The organism is Tenacibaculum litoreum, assembly GCF_964513915.1.
Lineage (GTDB): Bacteria > Bacteroidota > Bacteroidia > Flavobacteriales > Flavobacteriaceae > Polaribacter > Polaribacter litoreum.
The window spans coordinates 133,330-151,318 of the sequence record NZ_CAZEQS010000001.1; the positions used below are offsets into that span (position 1 = coordinate 133,330).

The following is a 17,989-nucleotide window of genomic DNA, read 5'->3' on the forward strand; positions in this document are numbered from 1 at the left end:
TCACTATCTTTACCCACATGGCAGATAAAAATTTCTTCGAAAAAGTGTACGAAGTAGCACGTTTAATACCACATGGAAGAGTAACTAGTTATGGAGCCATTGCTACATATTTAGGAGCAGCTCGTTCAGCAAGAATGGTTGGTTGGGCAATGAATAACTCTTCAGAAAAAGAAGTACCAGCACACCGAGTAGTTAATAGAAAAGGATTATTAACAGGAAAGCATCATTTTGACGGAACGAACCTTATGCAACAATTGTTAGAAAGCGAAGGAATAGAGGTTGTTGACAATCAAATTCAAGATTTTGAAAATGTATTCTGGAATCCGAGTGAAGAATTGTGATAAACTTCAAAGATATAACATACTTAAAAGAAGGAACTGTTCGTCAAAAAGAAGCTCATAAAACGTTGTTAGAGCTGAATGTTTTTCAATTATTAGAAAACTACAATCCTATTTTAGTAGGTACAATACCTATCGATATTGATGTAGAGTCAAGTGATTTAGATATCATCTGTCAGAGTGATAATCATGAAGAGGTTATAAAAGTTGTGTGCGAAAATTATGGAGAGTTTTCAGGGTTTGAAGTAAGGACAATTTCGTCGTATAAAAACTTAAAAACAACAATTATTACATTCGAGTATAAAACCTTTCCAATAGAGATTTTTATACAAAATAAACTACCTGAAAAGCAAGACTCTTATTTACATATGCTTATAGAACACCAAGTGTTATTAGAAGAAAACGTAGCATTTAAGTCTAAAATTATAACCCTAAAACAACAAGGATTTAAAACTGAACCAGCATTTGCAAAACTTTTAAGTTTAAAAGGAGATCCATATAAAATGTTATTAACCTACGGGTTTGAGAAAGGTTATATTTCTTGATTTTTCCTAAAAAAATCAAGTTTAAAAATCATCTATAAAACCAACTTATCAGCCTATAAATATTACCAATCTAAAGACTTTATTTTCTGAGGGCTAAAACGTATCTTTGCAGTTAAGATTAAATAAAAATAAGCAACAAGCCTATCGCTTGCTGTTTAAAGCATATAGCATAAAACATGAGTTTTAAAAAACAAGATATATACAAAGCGTTAGAAACCATAACAGCACCAGGAGAAGGTAAAAGTTTAGTAGAAAACGAAAATATAACCAATGTAGTTACATTTGGAGATGAGGTTATTGTAGATGTTACTATTGCAAATCCATCATTACAAGCGAAAAAGAAGGTAGAAGTTGAGATAATGAAAGCAATTCACCAACACGTTGATCAAAAAATCGATGTAAAAGTGAATGTAAAGGTGGAAGTTCAACAAAAAGAAAACCCAAATCAAATTAGAGGAAAAGAAATTCCTAATATTCAAAATATTATTGCCATTGCATCAGGTAAAGGAGGAGTAGGAAAATCTACCATCACCTCAAATATGGCAGTATCTTTAGCAAAAATGGGCTTCAAAGTAGGAGTTTTAGATGCTGATGTATACGGACCATCGCAACATTTAATGTTTGATGTAGAAAAAGAAAAACCATTAGCGGTAAACGTAAATGGACGTTCAAAAATGAAACCTATTGAAAGCTATGGAGTAAAATTATTATCATTAGGTTTCTTTACAGATCCAAGTCAAGCAGTAATTTGGCGTGGACCAATGGCTTCAAAAGCATTAAACCAATTAATCTTTGATGCAGATTGGGGAGAGTTAGACTTCTTACTAATCGACTTACCTCCAGGGACAGGAGATGTACATTTATCAATAGTACAAGCAGTGCCAATTAATGGAGCAGTTGTAGTAAGTACACCGCAAAACATAGCCTTAGCAGATGCTAAAAAAGGAGTGGCAATGTTTCAACAAGAAAGTATTAACGTACCAGTATTAGGTATCGTTGAAAATATGGCGTATTTTACACCAGCAGAACTTCCTAACAATAAATATTATATTTTTGGAAAAGGAGGTGCTAAAAATTTAGCAGAAGATATTGAAACAAGTTTCTTAGGAGAAATACCATTAGTACAAAGCATACGTGAAGCAGGAGATGTTGGACATCCAGTAGCTTTACAAGAAAATACACCACTAGCAGAAGCTTTTACAGAGGTAACCAAAGAAATGGTTTCACAACTATTAAAAAGAAATGCAAACTTACCACCAACAGAAGTAGTACGAATTACTACTATGAGTGGTTGTAGCTCAAAATAAGCAGTTATGGCAACAGCAGACATAAGAAATAACGTAGAAAAAGCGTTGGAAGAAATCCGACCTTTTTTAGTAAGTGATGGAGGTAATATTAAATTATTATCTATAGAAGACAGTACAGTAAAAGTACAATTAGAAGGAGCTTGCAGCGGTTGTTCAGTCAATCAAATGACCTTGAAAAACGGAGTAGAAGCAACGATTAAAAAATACGCACCAGAAATTACAGAAGTAATTAACATAGCTTAACTGATAAAAGTCAGGTTTTAAGTAAAACAATTGCTTTAATTTTGGGCGTTCGGGCGTGCTTTCGTTACTCGCTTCCCAATTAAAAAAATTGGGAGAGCTCAAACAAGCCACTCAATCACTAACGCATAAATATTCCTGCCTTACTTCAAAAGGTGGGAATCTCAGTATAAATAAGAGAATTTTGTTACAAAATGATACAAACAGACATATTAATTATTGGAGCAGGACCTACAGGATTATTTACGGTTTTTGAAGCAGGATTATTAAAATTACGTTGTCATTTAATTGATGCCTTACCACAACCAGGTGGGCAGTGTTCAGAAATTTATCCAAAGAAACCTATTTACGATATCCCAGCTTATCCAGAGATTTTAGCAGGAGATTTAACCGATAAATTACTAGAACAAATTAAACAATTTGAGCCAGGGTTTACCTTAGGAGAACGTGCAGATACTATTGAAAAACAAGATGACGGAACGTTTATTGTAACAACTAACAAAGGAACAAAACATCAAGCACCTGTAGTTGCTATTGCAGGAGGATTAGGAAGTTTTGAGCCTCGTAAACCACCTATTCCTAATATCGCAAATTTTGAAGATAAGGGAGTGGAATACATGATTAAAGAACCAGAAATTTATCGTGGTAAAGACGTGGTAATTGCTGGAGGAGGAGACTCTGCTCTAGATTGGTCTATTTTCTTAACCGACGTAGCAAAATCAGTAACCTTAATTCACAGAAGAAATGAGTTTAGAGGAGCCCTAGATTCTGTTGATAAAGTACAAGAGTTAAAGAACGAAGGAAAGCTAATGCTAATAACACCAGCAGAAGTTAAAGGAATTATTGGTGATGATAAAGTTGAAGGTGTATTAGTAGAGCAAAAAGATAAAGAACCATTTACATTACCTTGTGAGCATTTTATTCCGCTGTTTGGACTATCTCCAAAATTAGGACCAATTGCAAATTGGGGATTAGAAATAGAGAAAAATGCGATAAAAGTAAACAACGCTTTAGACTACCAAACCAATGTTGAAGGAATTTATGCAATTGGAGATGTAAATACCTATCCAGGGAAGTTAAAGTTAATTTTATGCGGATTCCACGAAGCAACGTTAATGTGCCAGAGCGCTTATAAACGTATTCATCCAGACAAGAAATATGTGATGAAATACACAACGGTTGGAGGAGTTGATGGATTTGATGGTACTAGAAAAGAAGCGCCTAAAGCTGTAGTTAAAGCGATTAATTAAGCGTGACATTAACCGAATACATACAACAATTATCCGAAGACAAATTATTGTACTTCGCCTTGCCTATATTTTTCATTTCCATGTTCGTGGAATACCGAGTAGCAAAAGAAAAATATCATGGTAAAGACACTGGAGTATCAATGTTAATGATGGTGTTTTCTGCTATTGTTGAATTTATTCCGAAGATTTTAGCCTTTGTAGCTTTTTTCTATTTATATGAAATGAGTCCGTTAAAAGGCATAGTACAACGTCAATGGTGGGCGTGGATTCTATTATTATTGGCTGATGATTTTGCTTATTACTGGTTCCACCGTTTAAATCATGAAGTACGCTTGTTTTGGGCAGGTCATGTACCACATCATTCGTCAGTGCATATGAATTTAGGAACAGCATTACGTCAGGGAGTTGGTGAGCGTATTCATAAATTTTTCTTTTGGATGTGGATTCCGTTGTTAGGTTTTGACCCTTTAATGATGTTTACCATGATGGGAATTAGTTTAATCTATCAGTTTTTTGTACATACAGAGCTAGTTGATAAACTGCCAAAACCAATCGAATTAATTTTCAATACACCATCGCATCACCGAGTGCATCACGCATCAAATATTCGATATTTAGATTGTAACCATGCGGGTATTTTAATTATTTGGGATCGTATATTTGGTACCTTTTCTGAAGAATTAAAAGATGTCGATAAGCCTGTTTATGGACTTACGGTGAATATTGAAACTTTTAATCCCGTAAAAGTAGCAACGCATGAATATACTGCTATTTGGAATGATGTAAAGAGAGCTGATAAATGGAGTGATAAACTGAATTATATATTCAATTCACCAGGATGGACCCATGATGGAGAAGATAAAAGAGCGAAAACACTTCGAAAAAAAATGAATTTGTAATAATGGAACAAGATATTACTATAAAAATTACCGACCGTGATGGAGTTACTCACGAAGTACAAGCGCCTACAGATATGGCAATGAACTTAATGGAAGTGGTACGCTCGTATGAGCTAGCTCCAGAAGGAACCATTGGTATTTGTGGTGGAATGGCAATGTGTGCTTCTTGTCAATGCTATGTAAAATCAGATCACGAATTACCAGAAATGGGAGACGATGAAGAAGCTATGTTAGCAGAGGCTTTTTATGTGGAAGATAATAGCCGATTAGGTTGTCAAATACAAATGACGCCAGATTTAGATGGTTTAGAAGTAGAATTAGCTCCAGAGAGCTAATAACATAAGAATAAGGTTTTTAAAGCGCAGTATTTTAGTGTACACTAAAATACTGCGCTTTTCTTTTTTTGTAAAATATGCTATTCACGTCATTTTAAATTCCATTTACGTCATTTAGTTTATTGGGTCTAAATATACTTTTGCTTTAAATTATTAAGACTAAATAAAAATAAATGATTCTTAAACCCAGCCCTTCACTAAAAGAATTGTCATTAAATAGCTATTTGTTTAGTGATGAATCTGCACAGTTGTATGAAGAGTATATTCAAAAAACAACCTCCTATATTCAGCAATTTTTATCCAATAGAACTTTTTATCAGGGAGATAATCTTGAAGAGATTCTAAAAAATAAAGAACAAGCAAAATTGCTAAACATTGAAGAAAAACACACAATTGATAGTGTTTTAGAAGAATTAAATGGTTTGTATATAAAAAATGCAATCGCTTTTCATAATCCAACATATGTAGCGCATTTAAACTGCCCAATTACATTGCCTTCGGTGATTGCAGAAATGATTACAACAACAATAAATACTGCAGTTGAAACATGGGATCAAAGTACTTCAGCAACTTTTATAGAGCAAGAGGTTATACAATGGATAACTAGCGTATTTAATCTTTCAAATAATTCAGATGGTGTTTTTACAAGCGGAGGAACACAATCTAATTTTATGGGATTATTAATGGCTCGAGATAATTATGCCTTTAAAAATTTTGGGATTAACATTAAGCAACATGGTTGGAGTAATGAGATAAGTAAGTTTAGAGTTTTTTGCTCTGAAAAGGCACATTTCAGTATTCAAAAAAGTGCCGCTTTGTTAGGTATGGGCTATGATGCAGTTATTCCTGTAAAAGTAGATAAGAGAATGCGAATGGATGCTAATGAGTTGGTGTTAGCTATTGAAAGAACAAAACAAGAAGGGAACATTCCAATTGCAGTGGTAGCAACATTAGGAACTACCGATTATGGTAGTTTTGACCCGATACAAACCATAGGGAAAATTACTAGAGAACACAACATGTGGTTGCATGCAGATGGCGCTTATGGAGGAGCTTATGCACTTACAAATACTCACAAAGAGTATTTTGCAGGGATTGAGTTAGCCGATTCTATTACCATCGATTTTCATAAAACATTGTTTCAACCCGTAAGTTGTAGTGCGTTTTTAGTTAATAATAAACAGCATTTTCAATACGTATCGTATTATGCAGATTACTTAAATCCTGTTGAAGATAAAGATCCGCAACGCCCTAATCTTATAGAGAAATCAATCCAAACAACACGTCGATTTGATGCCTTAAAAGTTTGGTTGACCTTAAAAACAATGGGGACTAAAACCATAGCTAATTACTTAGAAGAGGTACACTCTTTAACAAAAGCAGTATATCATCGTATAAAAAATGAAGAGTGTTTTGAAATTGCTCATGTACCAGAACTAAGTACCCTAGTATTTCGATATAAAGCAAAAGGTATAACAGAGGATATAATTCATGACACAATTAATTTATATATCAAAAACACCTTATACAAAGCTGGAAAAGCATCAATAGCAAGTACAAAATTAGACGGTAACATCTATCTAAAATTTACTTTACTAAATCCTAAAAACACAATTAACAATCTCCTAAACATTATAGAAATGATTAAAACTAGAGGAGAACAATACAAAACTACAAACTAAAAAAGATGAAGAATACTATATTAGATTTTATAGCCATAGGTGTAGGTCCTTTTAACTTAGGATTGGCCTGTTTATCAGAACCAATTGAAAACTTACATGGAGTCTTTCTTGATAAAAAAAAGAAATTTGATTGGCATCCAGGAATGTTGTTGGAAGACACCACTTTACAAGTGCCTTTTATGGCAGATTTGGTAACCCTTGCCGACCCAACCAGCCCTTTTAGTTTTCTTAATTATATAAAAGAACAAGGAAGAATTTATTCTTTTTACATACGAGAAAATTTCTTGTTGCTTAGAAATGAGTACAACCACTATTGTCAGTGGGTAATTAGCAAGCTTTCTAACATCTATTTTAATACAGAAGTTACAAATGTAAATTACGATCAAAAAGACAAAATTTATGTAGTTACAAGTATTTGTACAAAAACACAGGAAGTTAAAATTTATAAAGCGAAGAAGTTAGTTTTAGGAACAGGAACACAACCTTACATTCCTGCTTGTTGTAAAAAGTTGAAAGATGTTGCTGTCCATTCATCAGAATATTTACCTAATAAAGAACAATTACAGAATAAAAAAAGAATAACCGTACTAGGAAGTGGGCAAAGTGCTGCTGAAATATTTTCTGATTTATTACAAGAAATAGACACAAAAAGATATGAATTGAACTGGATAACCCGCTCTCCTCGCTTTTTCCCATTAGAGTATGCTAAGCTAACGTTGGAAATGACGTCTCCAGAGTATGTAGACTACTTTTACAATTTACCAGCATCCAAAAGAGATACATTAATTAAAAATCAAAAGCATTTATACAAAGGGATCAATCAAGATTTAATAGGAGCTATTCACGATACGTTATATGCGAAACGAGTCCTATCAAAAGAACCTTTAAAAGTTTCATTGCGTACCAATTCGGAATTGAAAACCACGAAAGTATCAGATACCGGTATTAAACTTGAACTTCATCAAGTAGAACAAGACAAATATTTTAAACATGAAACTGACGGATTGGTTCTTGCCACAGGATATGAATATCAATTACCTGATTTTATAGAAGGAATTACAGACCGAATTTTATGGGATTATCAAGATCGTTTCGATGTACAACGCAATTATAGTATAGATAAAAATCACAGCGAAATTTTTGTTCAGAATGTAGAGCTACATACGCATGGTTTTGTAACTCCTGATTTAGGGATGGCTGCTTATAAAAATTCCTACATTATTAAAGAAATAACAGGAGTAGAACATTACTCTATTGAGCAAAAAATTGCATTTCAACAATTTGAGGTTACACAAGAAGAAGAAATAGAACTCAATGTCTTTGCATAGAGGTATGAAGTTAAAAACATTTTTAATACTAATGACACTGGTTGCAGTAGTAAGCGATTATTTACTGCATCCATTTTACCCGCAGTTTTTTGAGCTTCGTTTTGGAATGAAGAATCCCAAAAATGTCGGATACTATTTTGCAGCCATCTGTTTTATGGTAATGATTGCATTTCCTTTTTGGGCGTATGTTTCTAAAAAAGTTTCAGAATTAAACATTTTAGTTTACACCCAGGCAGTTGCAGGTATGTTAGCATTGTATTGCTATTATACCACATCATATATTAATTTCTGGATAGTATCACTTGTTATGGTACTGTTTAAAGGAAGTTATTTACTGGTATATCCGTACATTTTAAAAATCATTACAAAAGAAGAACATCCAAGTACAATTGGGTTACTTTCAGTAGTGGTGCATTTAGGAGGAATTTTAGGTGCTGTATTGGGAGGTGTAACTGTAGATTATATAAACCCGAGTAGTATTTTTTTAATTATGGCAGCAGGCGATTTTATTCAAATGACGATGAGTGCCTATTTATTAAAAAGTAAAAAATATGCTACTGACTTAATTATTTCAGAAGAACCAGCCGTAACTGATAAAAAAATTATCCCAAAAGGGTTTATTTTGAAATTAGGCTTAATCACCTTGATATTATATTTCAGTGATTTTTTAATCAGGCCTTTCTTTTCAACGTATTGGGAAAGTTTTTCAGTGTATAAAAGCAAATTGGTTTCAGGGACTATCTACGCTATTCCAGGTTTTGTTGCTTTAGTAGCATTATGGATTAATAACAAGCGAAAATCAAAAGGACACGAAGGAATTATAAATGCTTTATGTATAGGTTTGATAGGATTGATGTTACAAGGAATACCTCATGAAGTAGCAGTTGTTTTAGGAAGAGTTATTTACGGATGGGCAATTTTTCAAGGAGTCGTGAAATTCGATATTTTATTATTCGAGTTGAGTTCTCCAGAATCATACTCAGTAGATTACAGTAAAATACATTTCTTTCAAAACCTAGGTGTGTTATTAGCTTCGCTAAACGTAGGGATTATAGTCGATAGCTTTGGTTTACGCATACCTTTCATTATTGCTTTAGGCGGATTTACACTCACACTAGTCTTGTACTTTATCGTGTTTAAATCGGTAAGGAAAGTACACAAACAATTAGCCAAAGCTTAAATTATGAGAACAACAGAAACCATAGCTTTTTCAAAAAAATACAAAGATTTTGGAAGAATTACCATTCGTCCTTTTCAAGTAAAAAAAGACAGTGTTTTTTTACAAAAATGGGTAACACAAGAGTATGCTGTTTTTTGGGGAATGCAAAACGCAACGGTAAAAGAAGTTGAAGAAGAATATACCCAACTTATAGCCCCAGAACATTATGATGTTTTTGTAGGAATGTTTGATGACGAACCTGCATTTGTATTAGAGCGTTACAACCCGCAACTAGACGTTATTCATAATTTTTATAAAGCTAAAACGGCTGACTGTGGCGTACATATTATTGTAGCACCACCAAAAACTACTAAAACACCAAACTTTACGTGGTTTATGTTTCGGTCTATTATGGATTTTGTTTTTACGAACCCTACTATCAATAGAATAGTAGTAGAACCCGATATCCGAAACAAAAAAATGTTTGCACTGTGTCAACGCATAGGTTTTCAACTAGGAAGCGTAATAGAACTACCTAACAAAACAGCACAACTAGCATTTTTAACCAAAACTAATTACCAACAACAAATTCAATCTTTTATACCATCAAAAAGAAGTGCCATGAACACCTTAGATAATGTGGTTTCTCCACAACAATCAACCCAACATATACAACCAGAGGTTTGGCAAAAAGCGAACCTATTATTAGTAAAAAAAGCATTGTGCGAGTTTTCACATGAACTATTAATTCAACCAGAAATAATTCAAGAGCTAAACAAAGGGTATAAACTTTATAAAGTTTATGCAGATGATATTGAAATCCAATATGAGTTTGAAGCAAAACCAATGGCGTTGAATCATTTGATGATTGATGAAAACTCTATAAAAAAATATGCAAAAGAAGTTGAAGAAGAAATCGATGCGATTGCTTTTATAAAAGAATTTAGAAAAGCATTAGGCATTGCTGATGAAAAAATGCCCGTGTATTTAGAAGAAATTATAAGTACCCTTTACGGAAGCACATTTAAAATGACTAAAGGAAATCCAACAGTAGCAGCATTAGCGATAGCTGATTTTCAAACGATAGAGCAATCTATGACGGAAGGACATCCGGGGTTTGTAGCTAATAATGGGAGAATAGGTTTTGATAGTAGCGATTATCGTTCGTATGCGCCAGAAGCAGGAAATTCTTTTTCGTTAATATGGTTGGCAGGACATACATCAAAAGCCCTTTTTTCAGCGATAGAAGCATTGCCCTATGAAACCTTAATACATCAGGAGTTAGATGCTGATACTATAGCACAATTCAATAAAATAATTGAAGAAAAAGGCTTTAGTCCAAAAGAGTACTTATTTATTCCTGTTCATCCATGGCAATGGTTTAACAAACTAGCTACAATTTTTGCTTCAGAAGTTGCCAAAGGAGATTTAATCTGTTTAGGATATGGACCAGACCAATACTTAGCGCAGCAATCAATAAGAACCCTATTTAATATAACCAATCCACAGAAGTTTTATACAAAATCGGCATTGTCTATTCTAAACATGGGTTTTATGAGAGGATTGCCATTGTATTATTTAGGAACTGCTCCTAAAATGGCAGTTTGGTTAGAAAACCTGTTGTATAATGATGCGTATATAAAGGAAAACGGATTTAGAATGTTGAGTGAAATAGGTTCGGTTAGCTATGTGAATCCATATTTTGAAGAATTTGGTCCGCACAACGATTACAATAAAATGTTAGCATCGTTATGGAGAGAAAGTCCGTATTCAGTGGTTAAACAAAATCAAAAACCACTAACGATGGCAGCATTATTACATATAGACCATCACGGAAAAGCATTGTTGCCAGAAATTATTAAAGACTCTGGAATTTCAATAGATGATTGGCTACGTAGTTATTTAAAAGCATACTTAAGTCCTTTATTACACTGTTTTTACTATTACGATTTGGTGTTTATGCCACATGGAGAAAACATTATTTTGGTATTAGAAAATAACATTCCAGCATATGCTTTACTAAAAGATATTACTGAAGAAGCATGTGTTTTAAATCCAGAAGTTGAGCTACCAGAAGAGTTAAAAAGAATGTATGCACCCGTTCCGGAAGACGTAAAATTACTATCCATATTTACAGATATGTTTGATGGTTTCTTCCGTTTCTTAGCTCCAATTTTAGAAGAACATGCAAGTTATAGCGAGAACCGTTTTTGGAAGTTAGTAGCAGAAAATATTCAAGAATATCAAGAACAGTTCCCAGAATTGTCGAAGAAGTTTGAACAATATGATTTGTTTGCTGAAGACTTTAAACTTTCGTGTTTAAATAGATTACAATTGAACAATCACAAACAAATGATTGATTTAGACGACCCTGTTGCTTTACTACAATTTGTAGGAAAACTAGACAATCCAATAGCTGTATTTAAAACTCAGGAAGTATAATTATGGTTCAAGCGTATCAAAAAGTATTTAGCAAAGAAATTACAGGAGTAGGAATAATAAGTATTCGTCCGTTTCAATTGGAAACAGATATACCAATGTTGCATAGCTGGGTAACGCAACCGTATGCAAAATATTGGGGAATGTTAGATAAGTCTTTAGACGAAGTGTATAGTGAATATCAAGAAATTGAAAACAGCCCACATCATCATAGTTATATAGGGATGTTAAATGATACTCCTGTGTTTTTGATGGAACAATACAAAGCATCAAAAGATATTATAGCAAACTATTACGATGTACAGGAAAACGATTATGGAATGCACGTTTTAGTAGCTCCAGTGGAAAAAAGAATGCCACAGTTTACTTGGTATGTGTTTTCAACCATTATCGATTATTTTTTCAGTTTGCCACAAATAGAAAGAATTGTCGTAGAGCCTGATGTGAACAACGAAAAAATACATGTGCTAAATAAAAAAGCAGGCTTTGAATACCAAAAAGAAATTGAATTACCTCATAAAAAAGCTGCGCTAGCTTTTTGTACAAAAGAGATGTATCAATCAGCTTTAATCAAACTAAAACAACATGATAAATAATATAGCACATTTACAACCCGATGTGTGGAAGTTTGTAAATCGTCAATTAATAAAAAAAGCAATCAGTGAGTTCTCTCACGAACTTATTTTAACTCCCGAATTTATTTCAGAACAAGAGGATGGATGCACATACCAAATAACTTCTGATGATAATAAGTTTGTCTATCGATTTAAAGCAAAAAAATATTTGCTTGATCACTGGTTGGTAGATGTAAAAAGTATTACCAAAAAAGACAATGCTTCGGAAGAAGTTTGCCTAGACGCATTGCATTTTATAACAGAGTTCCAAAATACTTTGGGGATTCCTAATGAGTTTTTAGCAACCTATTTAGAAGAAATAACAAGTACACTTTCAGGAGCAGCATATAAATATGTAAATGAGAAATTTTCAGCCCATGAATTAGCAGAGAAAAGTTTTCAAGAAATAGAACATGCGATGACTGAAGGTCACCCCTGTTTTGTAGCAAATAATGGTAGAATAGGATTCAATATTGATGATTACTATGTGTATGCACCAGAAAGCAATCATCCTTTTAAACTTGTATGGATTGCGGTTCATAAAAAATATGCGACCTACACAGCTGTTAAAGGATATGAATATGAAAAACTTTTAGAAAGTGAATTAGGAAATGAAAAATTAACCTCATTTAAAGAAGTTGTAAAGAAACAAAATGTAGCCTTAGAAAATTACATTTTTATGCCCGTACATCCTTGGCAATGGAAAAATAAAATAGTAGCCGTTTTTGGGGCAGACATAGCACAAAAAAATATCATTTTGGTAGGAGAAAGTGACGATGAATTTTCCGCACAGCAATCTATTAGAACATTATTTAATGCCTCAAATCCAGAAAAATTATACACAAAAACAGCTTTATCTATTTTAAACATGGGCTTTATGCGTGGATTATCTCCGTATTATATGCAAAGCACCCCACACATAACAAAATGGATAACAGATTTGTTGTTAGACGATACGTATTTGCAAAATAATGGTTTTACCATGTTAGGTGAAGTAGCAACGGTAGGATATCACAACCATTATTACGAAGTTTTAGGAAAAACGAATCCGCATAATAAAATGTTATCGACCTTGTGGCGTGAGAGTCCGTTTACAAAAATTAGCTCCAATCAACGTGTGCTTACCATGGCTGCTTTATTACATGTAGATTATCAAGAAAAATTATTGTTGACTGCTTTAATAGATGCATCACCTTATAATACTACTACTTGGGTTCAACGTTATTTAAAAGCTTATTTAGCTCCTTTATTGCATTGTTTCTATAAGTACGAATTTGTGTTTATGCCACACGGAGAAAATCTTATTCTAGTATTAGAAGAAAGCACTCCTGTACATGTTTTAATGAAAGACATTACGGAAGAAGTAATTGTTTTTAATGAAGAAATACACTTACCAGAACACGCTGAAAGATTGTTTACTAAAACTTCTGATAAAATGAAAGTGCTAACCATTTTTACAGATGTTTTCGATTGCTTTTTCCGTTTTATGGCACAACAATTAGACCGTTACGCAAACTTTTCAGAAGAAAACTTCTGGGAATTGGTGGCAGAATGTGTGTATGAGTATCAGGAAGAGCATCCTGAGTTTATAGAAAAATATAAACGATATGATTTGTTTGTTGATGAGTTTGATCGCTGTTGTTTAAACAGGTTGCAGTTAAGCAATACAAAACAAATGTTGAGTTTAGCCGACCCAATCGAGAGCTTACAACTGGAAGGAACTTTAGAAAATCCGCTTGCTAAATTTAAAAAAGAAGAGGAAATAGAAACTGAGATAATAATTCAAAACACATAAAATAAACACATTACAAATGCAAAAAACACAAAGAGTAAGAGCTGTAGACTTTGTAAGAGGGTTTAGTGTTCTTATTATGATTCCAGTACATGTGATGATGATTTTTTCAAGTATGGATACTTGGGAAAATTCGATAACTGGAAATATAGCTCAGATATTAGAAAGAGGATCACCGGTTTTCCTTATTGTAATGGGGATATCATTTGCATTCTCAAGAAACTCAAATAAAAAAGGGATTCTTAAAAAAGCTTTATTCATTATTACTTTAGGATACATTTTAAACTTCTTAAGATTTATAGTGCCTCTTTTATTTTTTGGAGGTTTCCCAGAAAGCTTTGTAAAGGCAAGTGGGCTTCAAGTAGGTGATTTGTCTAGCATGTTAAATTACTTTTTAAAAGGAGATATGTTTCAATTGATAGGGATATCCTTATTTTTAATAGGGATATCCTTTAAGTTCTTAATAAAAAACAAAAACATACTCATACTTATAGCATTAGTTGTCATGTGGCTTTCAAAAATTGTAAGTGGTATTCAATTAGGAATCCCTGGGGTAGATTATGTTTTAAACCTTATTTGGGGTAATAATTTTGATGTATACTTTCCTTTATTCCCGTGGATTTCCTTTATTCTGATGGGGTTATATCTAGGATTAAGATATCAGGAAGCACCTGAAAATGCTGATACATCTTTATTCAGGCCAATGTTGTACATCGGAATCGTTTTTCTGGTAATAGGAAAGTTACTGTGTGATTATAATTATGAGTATCATTTTGGAGATTATTATCATTTAGGTCCAGGAGGAAGTATGGGATTAATGGGATGTATCTTAGTTCTTTTCTGGGTGTATTATTTAATAGAGCGAAATCTGCCTAAGAACAATTATATAAGTAGGTTGTTCTTTTACTGTAGTAAAAATGTTACTCCTTTTTATATGATACAATGGGTGTTAATTTATTGGTTGTTAGCGTTTACAGAATTCTCAGCTTATAGTGAACCAATGGTCTTAGCCATTATGCTAGCTGTAAATTTAGGAACTTTTGGATTATTGTATCTGTTTAACAAATATAAGGTTGCCAAGAGAAGTAAAAAAACAAGAGTAGTACAACAAATGGTATAATTATGAGGAAATTATTAGTTATTATTATTGTTTTATTACAGCTTAAATCTGTAGCACAAGCAAAACTAGCAGGGAACTATGGATTAGACCCCACAGTTCAAGAATTTTTAGAAGTTATCCATTCTTATCAGGGTCCACCATTGCAAAATCTACCGTTAGATGTAGGTAGACTTGCGATGGAAAACATGCAAAAAGATTCAACCCTAACGTATGATAAAGTAACTTTTACCAAAACTATTTTTAAGGAAGGGAATCGAAAAATAAGCGCAGTAATAATAAAGCCAAAAAAGGCAGAAAAATTACTCCCTACATTAATATACTTTCATGGAGGAGGTTGGGTGTTCAATAGCTTTGAAACACACAAACGTTTAATGCGAGACATTGCTTTAAAAGCAAACGTAGGAGTGGTTTTTGTAGAATATTCAAGAGCACCAGAAGTAAAATATCCTGTAGCAAATGAAGAAGGATATACAGCAGCTTTATTTATATCGAAATATGGAAAAAGATATGGATTAGATTCAAACAGAATTATAGTTGGCGGTGACAGTGTAGGAGGAAATATGGCAACAGTTATAGCAATGAAGGCAAAAGAGGAAGGAGTTCCTAAAATTCTTGGGCAAGTGTTGTTGTATCCTGTAACCGATACTAATTTAAATACCAAATCATACGAACAATTTTCAAAAGGACATTATTTAACTAGAGCTACTATGAAATGGTTCTGGGAAGTATACGCTCCTGATAAAAGTACACAATCATTAGCAACTGTAGCTCCTTTAAAAGCTAGTTTAGAAGTACTTCAAAACTTACCTAAAACTCTTTTAATAACGGCGGAATATGATGTGCTAAGAGATGAAGGAGAAGCATATGCTAAAAAGTTACGAATGGCTAAAGTACCAGTTATTTCAACAAGATATGGAGGAACAATACATGATTTTATAGTACTAAATGCTCTTAGGGAAACTGAAACATCAAAAGCAGCAGTAGCACAAATGTGTACTTTTTTAAAGAATAATTTTTATAAGAATAATTAAAAATGGATTTATCGTCTATAAAAACACTTGCGGGTCAACTAGAATATATGAGTATAATAGTACTTGTTTTAATGCTAGTAGAATGGGGAATTCTTATTGTATCAAGTTATGTAGAAAAAAATAAAGAAGGGGTGGTTAGCATTGTGTCTTATTTAGTACAAAGTATTCCGTATTTTCTATTGTCAAAAGTATTGATTGTAGGCACCATGTTTTTGCTATATGAAAATAAGTTGTTCAACTTGGGTTTTCAATGGTATGTATGGATAGCAGCTTACTTGTTGTACGATTTTACAGTGTTTTTTATTCATTTATTAGGACATAAAGTTCGAGTTTTATGGTGTATTCATGGTGTACATCATACTGCAGAAGAAATGAATTTAACTGTAGTTGCAAGAGGATCAATCTTTGATGTATTTTTTACTCCGTTTAATTTTATATGGCTCCCAATAGTAGGATTTCACCCATTAATGATTTTTGTAATTGAGCCTATAGCAAGACTATACGCTACTTTAACACATATAAATGAAAAAGTTATTGGGAAGCAAAAATGGTTAGATAAGATATTAATTACTCCTTCAGTTCACAGGGTGCATCATGCTAAAAATCATATTTATTTAGATAGAAATTATGGCGAGACCTTTAGTATTTGGGATCGTTTATTTAAAACCTTTCAAAAAGAGTTAGAGAATGAAAAAATTCAATATGGAATTATGCATGACAAGTTGAATAGCGAAAATATATGGCATGTACAGTTTTTATTATGGAAAGAATTATGGTTCGATGTTAAAAATGCACCAAGATTGATAGATAAGATAAAGTATATTTTCATGCCTCCAGGTTGGAACCACATTGATGGAGGGAGAAAGGCAAGAGAGTACAGAAATGATGCCTGGGTAAATAAATATGACAAAGAAGAGAGTTTAAATTTAGACCCTAGTCTTAAAGGGTATGAGAATAAGTCTTTCTAAACTCTTTAGGAGTAACTTTTTCAAACTTTTTAAAAGCAGCTGTAAAATGAGTAGGGTTTTTGTACCCCACCATATCAGCTACTTCATAAATAGGTTTTTGAGTATGGATTAATAAGTTTTTAGCCTTCTCCATTCTTAATTTTTTAGCGTAATTAAAAATAGTTTCATTAAACAATTTTTTAAACTCATTTTTTAAAACATTTTGATTCAATAATACTTTACGAGCAAGTTGCTGTATGGATATTTGTTCATGTAGATTTGTTTGAAGTATAGCTTCTACCTTATATATTTTCTTAAGAATATTTTCATTAGAACTGCTTGTTTTTTCCGTACAAACAGCTAATTGCAGGTGTAGCAATTCTAAAGTTTTTGATTCTAAAAAAAGACGTTTAAGCAACCCTTTTTGTGAATTAAGGAGTATTTCGGTAACAATTTTCTCCATATTAGAAGTTAACTGTTGAGTGAAATTTTCCTTTTTTTTTAAGCCAAGAGCTTTATCATTGGACAGAAGAGCTTGCATTTGGTGTTTCTGTATGAAATAATCATACATTCTAATTTTAATCTCGTTTATAGGCTTATCTCTATAAAAAAATGTTTTATTGTCTATATTGCTATTATATAAGAGACAACTTTCATTTTTTTCGAGGATGAGGTCATTTTTGAAATTAGAAGCACGGATAATTTTTTCTCCTTCAATTAAAACAGAAAGTTCTAAAATACTTAGGTTATCATTTGATATAAAAAGAAAATCCTCTTTAAATCTAGCATTAATAACATTAATTAATAAACCATCAAAATAATAACTAGTAACAAACCCCCTGCCATAGGCGGGATTAATTGTAAATATAGAGGTCTTTATACCGCAATCTAAACTTTCAGTTTGTAGCTGCAATATTTTTTTTAACTGTGGTGTTTCGCTGTTGGTAGTAGCAATTTCCATGA

General features: G+C 32.8%; 17 protein-coding genes. 16 read left to right on the forward strand and 1 reads right to left on the reverse strand.

Annotation, left to right across the window (positions count from 1 at the left end):
• Positions 1-17: 17 nt before the first annotated feature.
• The 16 genes from ACKTTR_RS00575 (at position 18) to ACKTTR_RS00650 (ending at position 17,047) form a co-directional block, all read left to right on the forward strand.
• Complete coding sequence (locus ACKTTR_RS00575) at positions 18-341, forward strand: MGMT family protein (RefSeq protein ID WP_408026032.1); 324 nt, start codon at positions 18-20, stop codon at positions 339-341.
• A complete protein-coding gene (locus ACKTTR_RS00580; RefSeq protein WP_408026033.1) occupies positions 338-883 on the forward strand; it encodes a DUF4269 domain-containing protein in 546 nt (181 codons plus the stop codon). The genes ACKTTR_RS00575 and ACKTTR_RS00580 overlap by 4 nt, the downstream gene beginning before the upstream one ends.
• Before the next feature lie 176 nt (positions 884-1,059).
• The gene (locus ACKTTR_RS00585) at positions 1,060-2,190 is read left to right on the forward strand and encodes an Mrp/NBP35 family ATP-binding protein (protein WP_408026034.1); all 1,131 of its coding nucleotides are present in this window, start codon (positions 1,060-1,062) and stop codon (positions 2,188-2,190) included.
• A 6-nt stretch (positions 2,191-2,196) separates the two neighbouring features.
• A complete protein-coding gene (locus ACKTTR_RS00590) occupies positions 2,197-2,433 on the forward strand; it encodes a NifU family protein (RefSeq protein WP_408026035.1) in 237 nt (78 codons plus the stop codon).
• 191 nt (positions 2,434-2,624) lie between these two features.
• Positions 2,625-3,680, forward strand: a complete 1,056-nt coding sequence (locus ACKTTR_RS00595) for an NAD(P)/FAD-dependent oxidoreductase (protein WP_408026036.1) — start codon at positions 2,625-2,627, stop codon at positions 3,678-3,680.
• 80 nt (positions 3,681-3,760) lie between these two features.
• A complete protein-coding gene (locus tag ACKTTR_RS00600; RefSeq protein ID WP_408026136.1) occupies positions 3,761-4,579 on the forward strand; it encodes a sterol desaturase family protein in 819 nt (272 codons plus the stop codon).
• 2 nt (positions 4,580-4,581) lie between these two features.
• Positions 4,582-4,914: a 2Fe-2S iron-sulfur cluster-binding family protein gene (locus ACKTTR_RS00605; protein WP_120185967.1), complete on the forward strand. Its 333-nt coding sequence runs from the start codon at positions 4,582-4,584 to the stop codon at positions 4,912-4,914.
• A gap of 173 nt (positions 4,915-5,087) precedes the next feature.
• Positions 5,088-6,596 carry a pyridoxal phosphate-dependent decarboxylase family protein gene (locus ACKTTR_RS00610; protein WP_408026037.1) on the forward strand — a complete coding sequence of 503 codons (1,509 nt, stop codon included), beginning with the start codon at positions 5,088-5,090 and terminating at the stop codon, positions 6,594-6,596.
• Between the two features lie 5 nt (positions 6,597-6,601).
• Positions 6,602-7,924 carry a lysine N(6)-hydroxylase/L-ornithine N(5)-oxygenase family protein gene (locus ACKTTR_RS00615; RefSeq protein WP_408026038.1) on the forward strand — a complete coding sequence of 441 codons (1,323 nt, stop codon included), beginning with the start codon at positions 6,602-6,604 and terminating at the stop codon, positions 7,922-7,924.
• Entirely contained in the window at positions 7,911-9,104 is a 1,194-nt protein-coding gene (locus tag ACKTTR_RS00620; RefSeq protein WP_408026039.1) for an MFS transporter, read from the forward strand. The genes ACKTTR_RS00615 and ACKTTR_RS00620 overlap by 14 nt, the downstream gene beginning before the upstream one ends.
• 3 nt (positions 9,105-9,107) lie before the next feature.
• A complete protein-coding gene (locus ACKTTR_RS00625; protein ID WP_408026040.1) occupies positions 9,108-11,525 on the forward strand; it encodes a GNAT family N-acetyltransferase in 2,418 nt (805 codons plus the stop codon).
• Between the two features lie 2 nt (positions 11,526-11,527).
• Positions 11,528-12,118, forward strand: coding sequence for a GNAT family N-acetyltransferase (locus ACKTTR_RS00630; RefSeq protein WP_408026041.1), 591 nt, complete (start codon positions 11,528-11,530; stop codon positions 12,116-12,118).
• Positions 12,108-13,931, forward strand: a complete 1,824-nt coding sequence (locus tag ACKTTR_RS00635; protein ID WP_408026042.1) for an IucA/IucC family protein — start codon at positions 12,108-12,110, stop codon at positions 13,929-13,931. The genes ACKTTR_RS00630 and ACKTTR_RS00635 overlap by 11 nt, the downstream gene beginning before the upstream one ends.
• 16 nt (positions 13,932-13,947) lie before the next feature.
• A complete protein-coding gene (locus ACKTTR_RS00640) occupies positions 13,948-15,048 on the forward strand; it encodes a heparan-alpha-glucosaminide N-acetyltransferase domain-containing protein (protein WP_408026043.1) in 1,101 nt (366 codons plus the stop codon).
• Between the two features lie 2 nt (positions 15,049-15,050).
• A complete protein-coding gene (locus ACKTTR_RS00645; RefSeq protein WP_408026044.1) occupies positions 15,051-16,079 on the forward strand; it encodes an alpha/beta hydrolase in 1,029 nt (342 codons plus the stop codon).
• A 2-nt stretch (positions 16,080-16,081) separates the two neighbouring features.
• Positions 16,082-17,047 carry a sterol desaturase family protein gene (locus ACKTTR_RS00650; protein WP_408026045.1) on the forward strand — a complete coding sequence of 322 codons (966 nt, stop codon included), beginning with the start codon at positions 16,082-16,084 and terminating at the stop codon, positions 17,045-17,047.
• Here the strand turns inward: ACKTTR_RS00650 and ACKTTR_RS00655 are convergent.
• Positions 17,019-17,987 (reverse strand): helix-turn-helix domain-containing protein, encoded by a 969-nt coding sequence (locus ACKTTR_RS00655; protein WP_408026046.1) that lies wholly within the window; start codon positions 17,985-17,987, stop codon positions 17,019-17,021. The genes ACKTTR_RS00650 and ACKTTR_RS00655 overlap by 29 nt on opposite strands.
• Positions 17,988-17,989 lie beyond the last annotated feature (2 nt).

Bases quoted from the DNA above. Each gene is read 5' to 3' on its own strand.
- ACKTTR_RS00575 (WP_408026032.1), top strand. From the start codon at position 18: ATGGCAGATAAAAATTTCTTCGAAAAAGTGTACGAAGTAGCACGTTTA.
- ACKTTR_RS00585 (WP_408026034.1), top strand. From the start codon at position 1,060: ATGAGTTTTAAAAAACAAGATATATACAAAGCGTTAGAAACCATAACA.
- ACKTTR_RS00590 (WP_408026035.1), top strand. From the start codon at position 2,197: ATGGCAACAGCAGACATAAGAAATAACGTAGAAAAAGCGTTGGAAGAA.
- ACKTTR_RS00595 (WP_408026036.1), top strand. From the start codon at position 2,625: ATGATACAAACAGACATATTAATTATTGGAGCAGGACCTACAGGATTA.
- ACKTTR_RS00600 (WP_408026136.1), top strand. From the start codon at position 3,761: ATGTTCGTGGAATACCGAGTAGCAAAAGAAAAATATCATGGTAAAGAC.
- ACKTTR_RS00605 (WP_120185967.1), top strand. From the start codon at position 4,582: ATGGAACAAGATATTACTATAAAAATTACCGACCGTGATGGAGTTACT.
- ACKTTR_RS00610 (WP_408026037.1), top strand. From the start codon at position 5,088: ATGATTCTTAAACCCAGCCCTTCACTAAAAGAATTGTCATTAAATAGC.
- ACKTTR_RS00615 (WP_408026038.1), top strand. From the start codon at position 6,602: ATGAAGAATACTATATTAGATTTTATAGCCATAGGTGTAGGTCCTTTT.
- ACKTTR_RS00620 (WP_408026039.1), top strand. From the start codon at position 7,911: ATGTCTTTGCATAGAGGTATGAAGTTAAAAACATTTTTAATACTAATG.
- ACKTTR_RS00625 (WP_408026040.1), top strand. From the start codon at position 9,108: ATGAGAACAACAGAAACCATAGCTTTTTCAAAAAAATACAAAGATTTT.
- ACKTTR_RS00630 (WP_408026041.1), top strand. From the start codon at position 11,528: ATGGTTCAAGCGTATCAAAAAGTATTTAGCAAAGAAATTACAGGAGTA.
- ACKTTR_RS00635 (WP_408026042.1), top strand. From the start codon at position 12,108: ATGATAAATAATATAGCACATTTACAACCCGATGTGTGGAAGTTTGTA.
- ACKTTR_RS00640 (WP_408026043.1), top strand. From the start codon at position 13,948: ATGCAAAAAACACAAAGAGTAAGAGCTGTAGACTTTGTAAGAGGGTTT.
- ACKTTR_RS00645 (WP_408026044.1), top strand. From the start codon at position 15,051: ATGAGGAAATTATTAGTTATTATTATTGTTTTATTACAGCTTAAATCT.
- ACKTTR_RS00650 (WP_408026045.1), top strand. From the start codon at position 16,082: ATGGATTTATCGTCTATAAAAACACTTGCGGGTCAACTAGAATATATG.
- ACKTTR_RS00655 (WP_408026046.1), bottom strand. From the start codon at position 17,987: ATGGAAATTGCTACTACCAACAGCGAAACACCACAGTTAAAAAAAATA.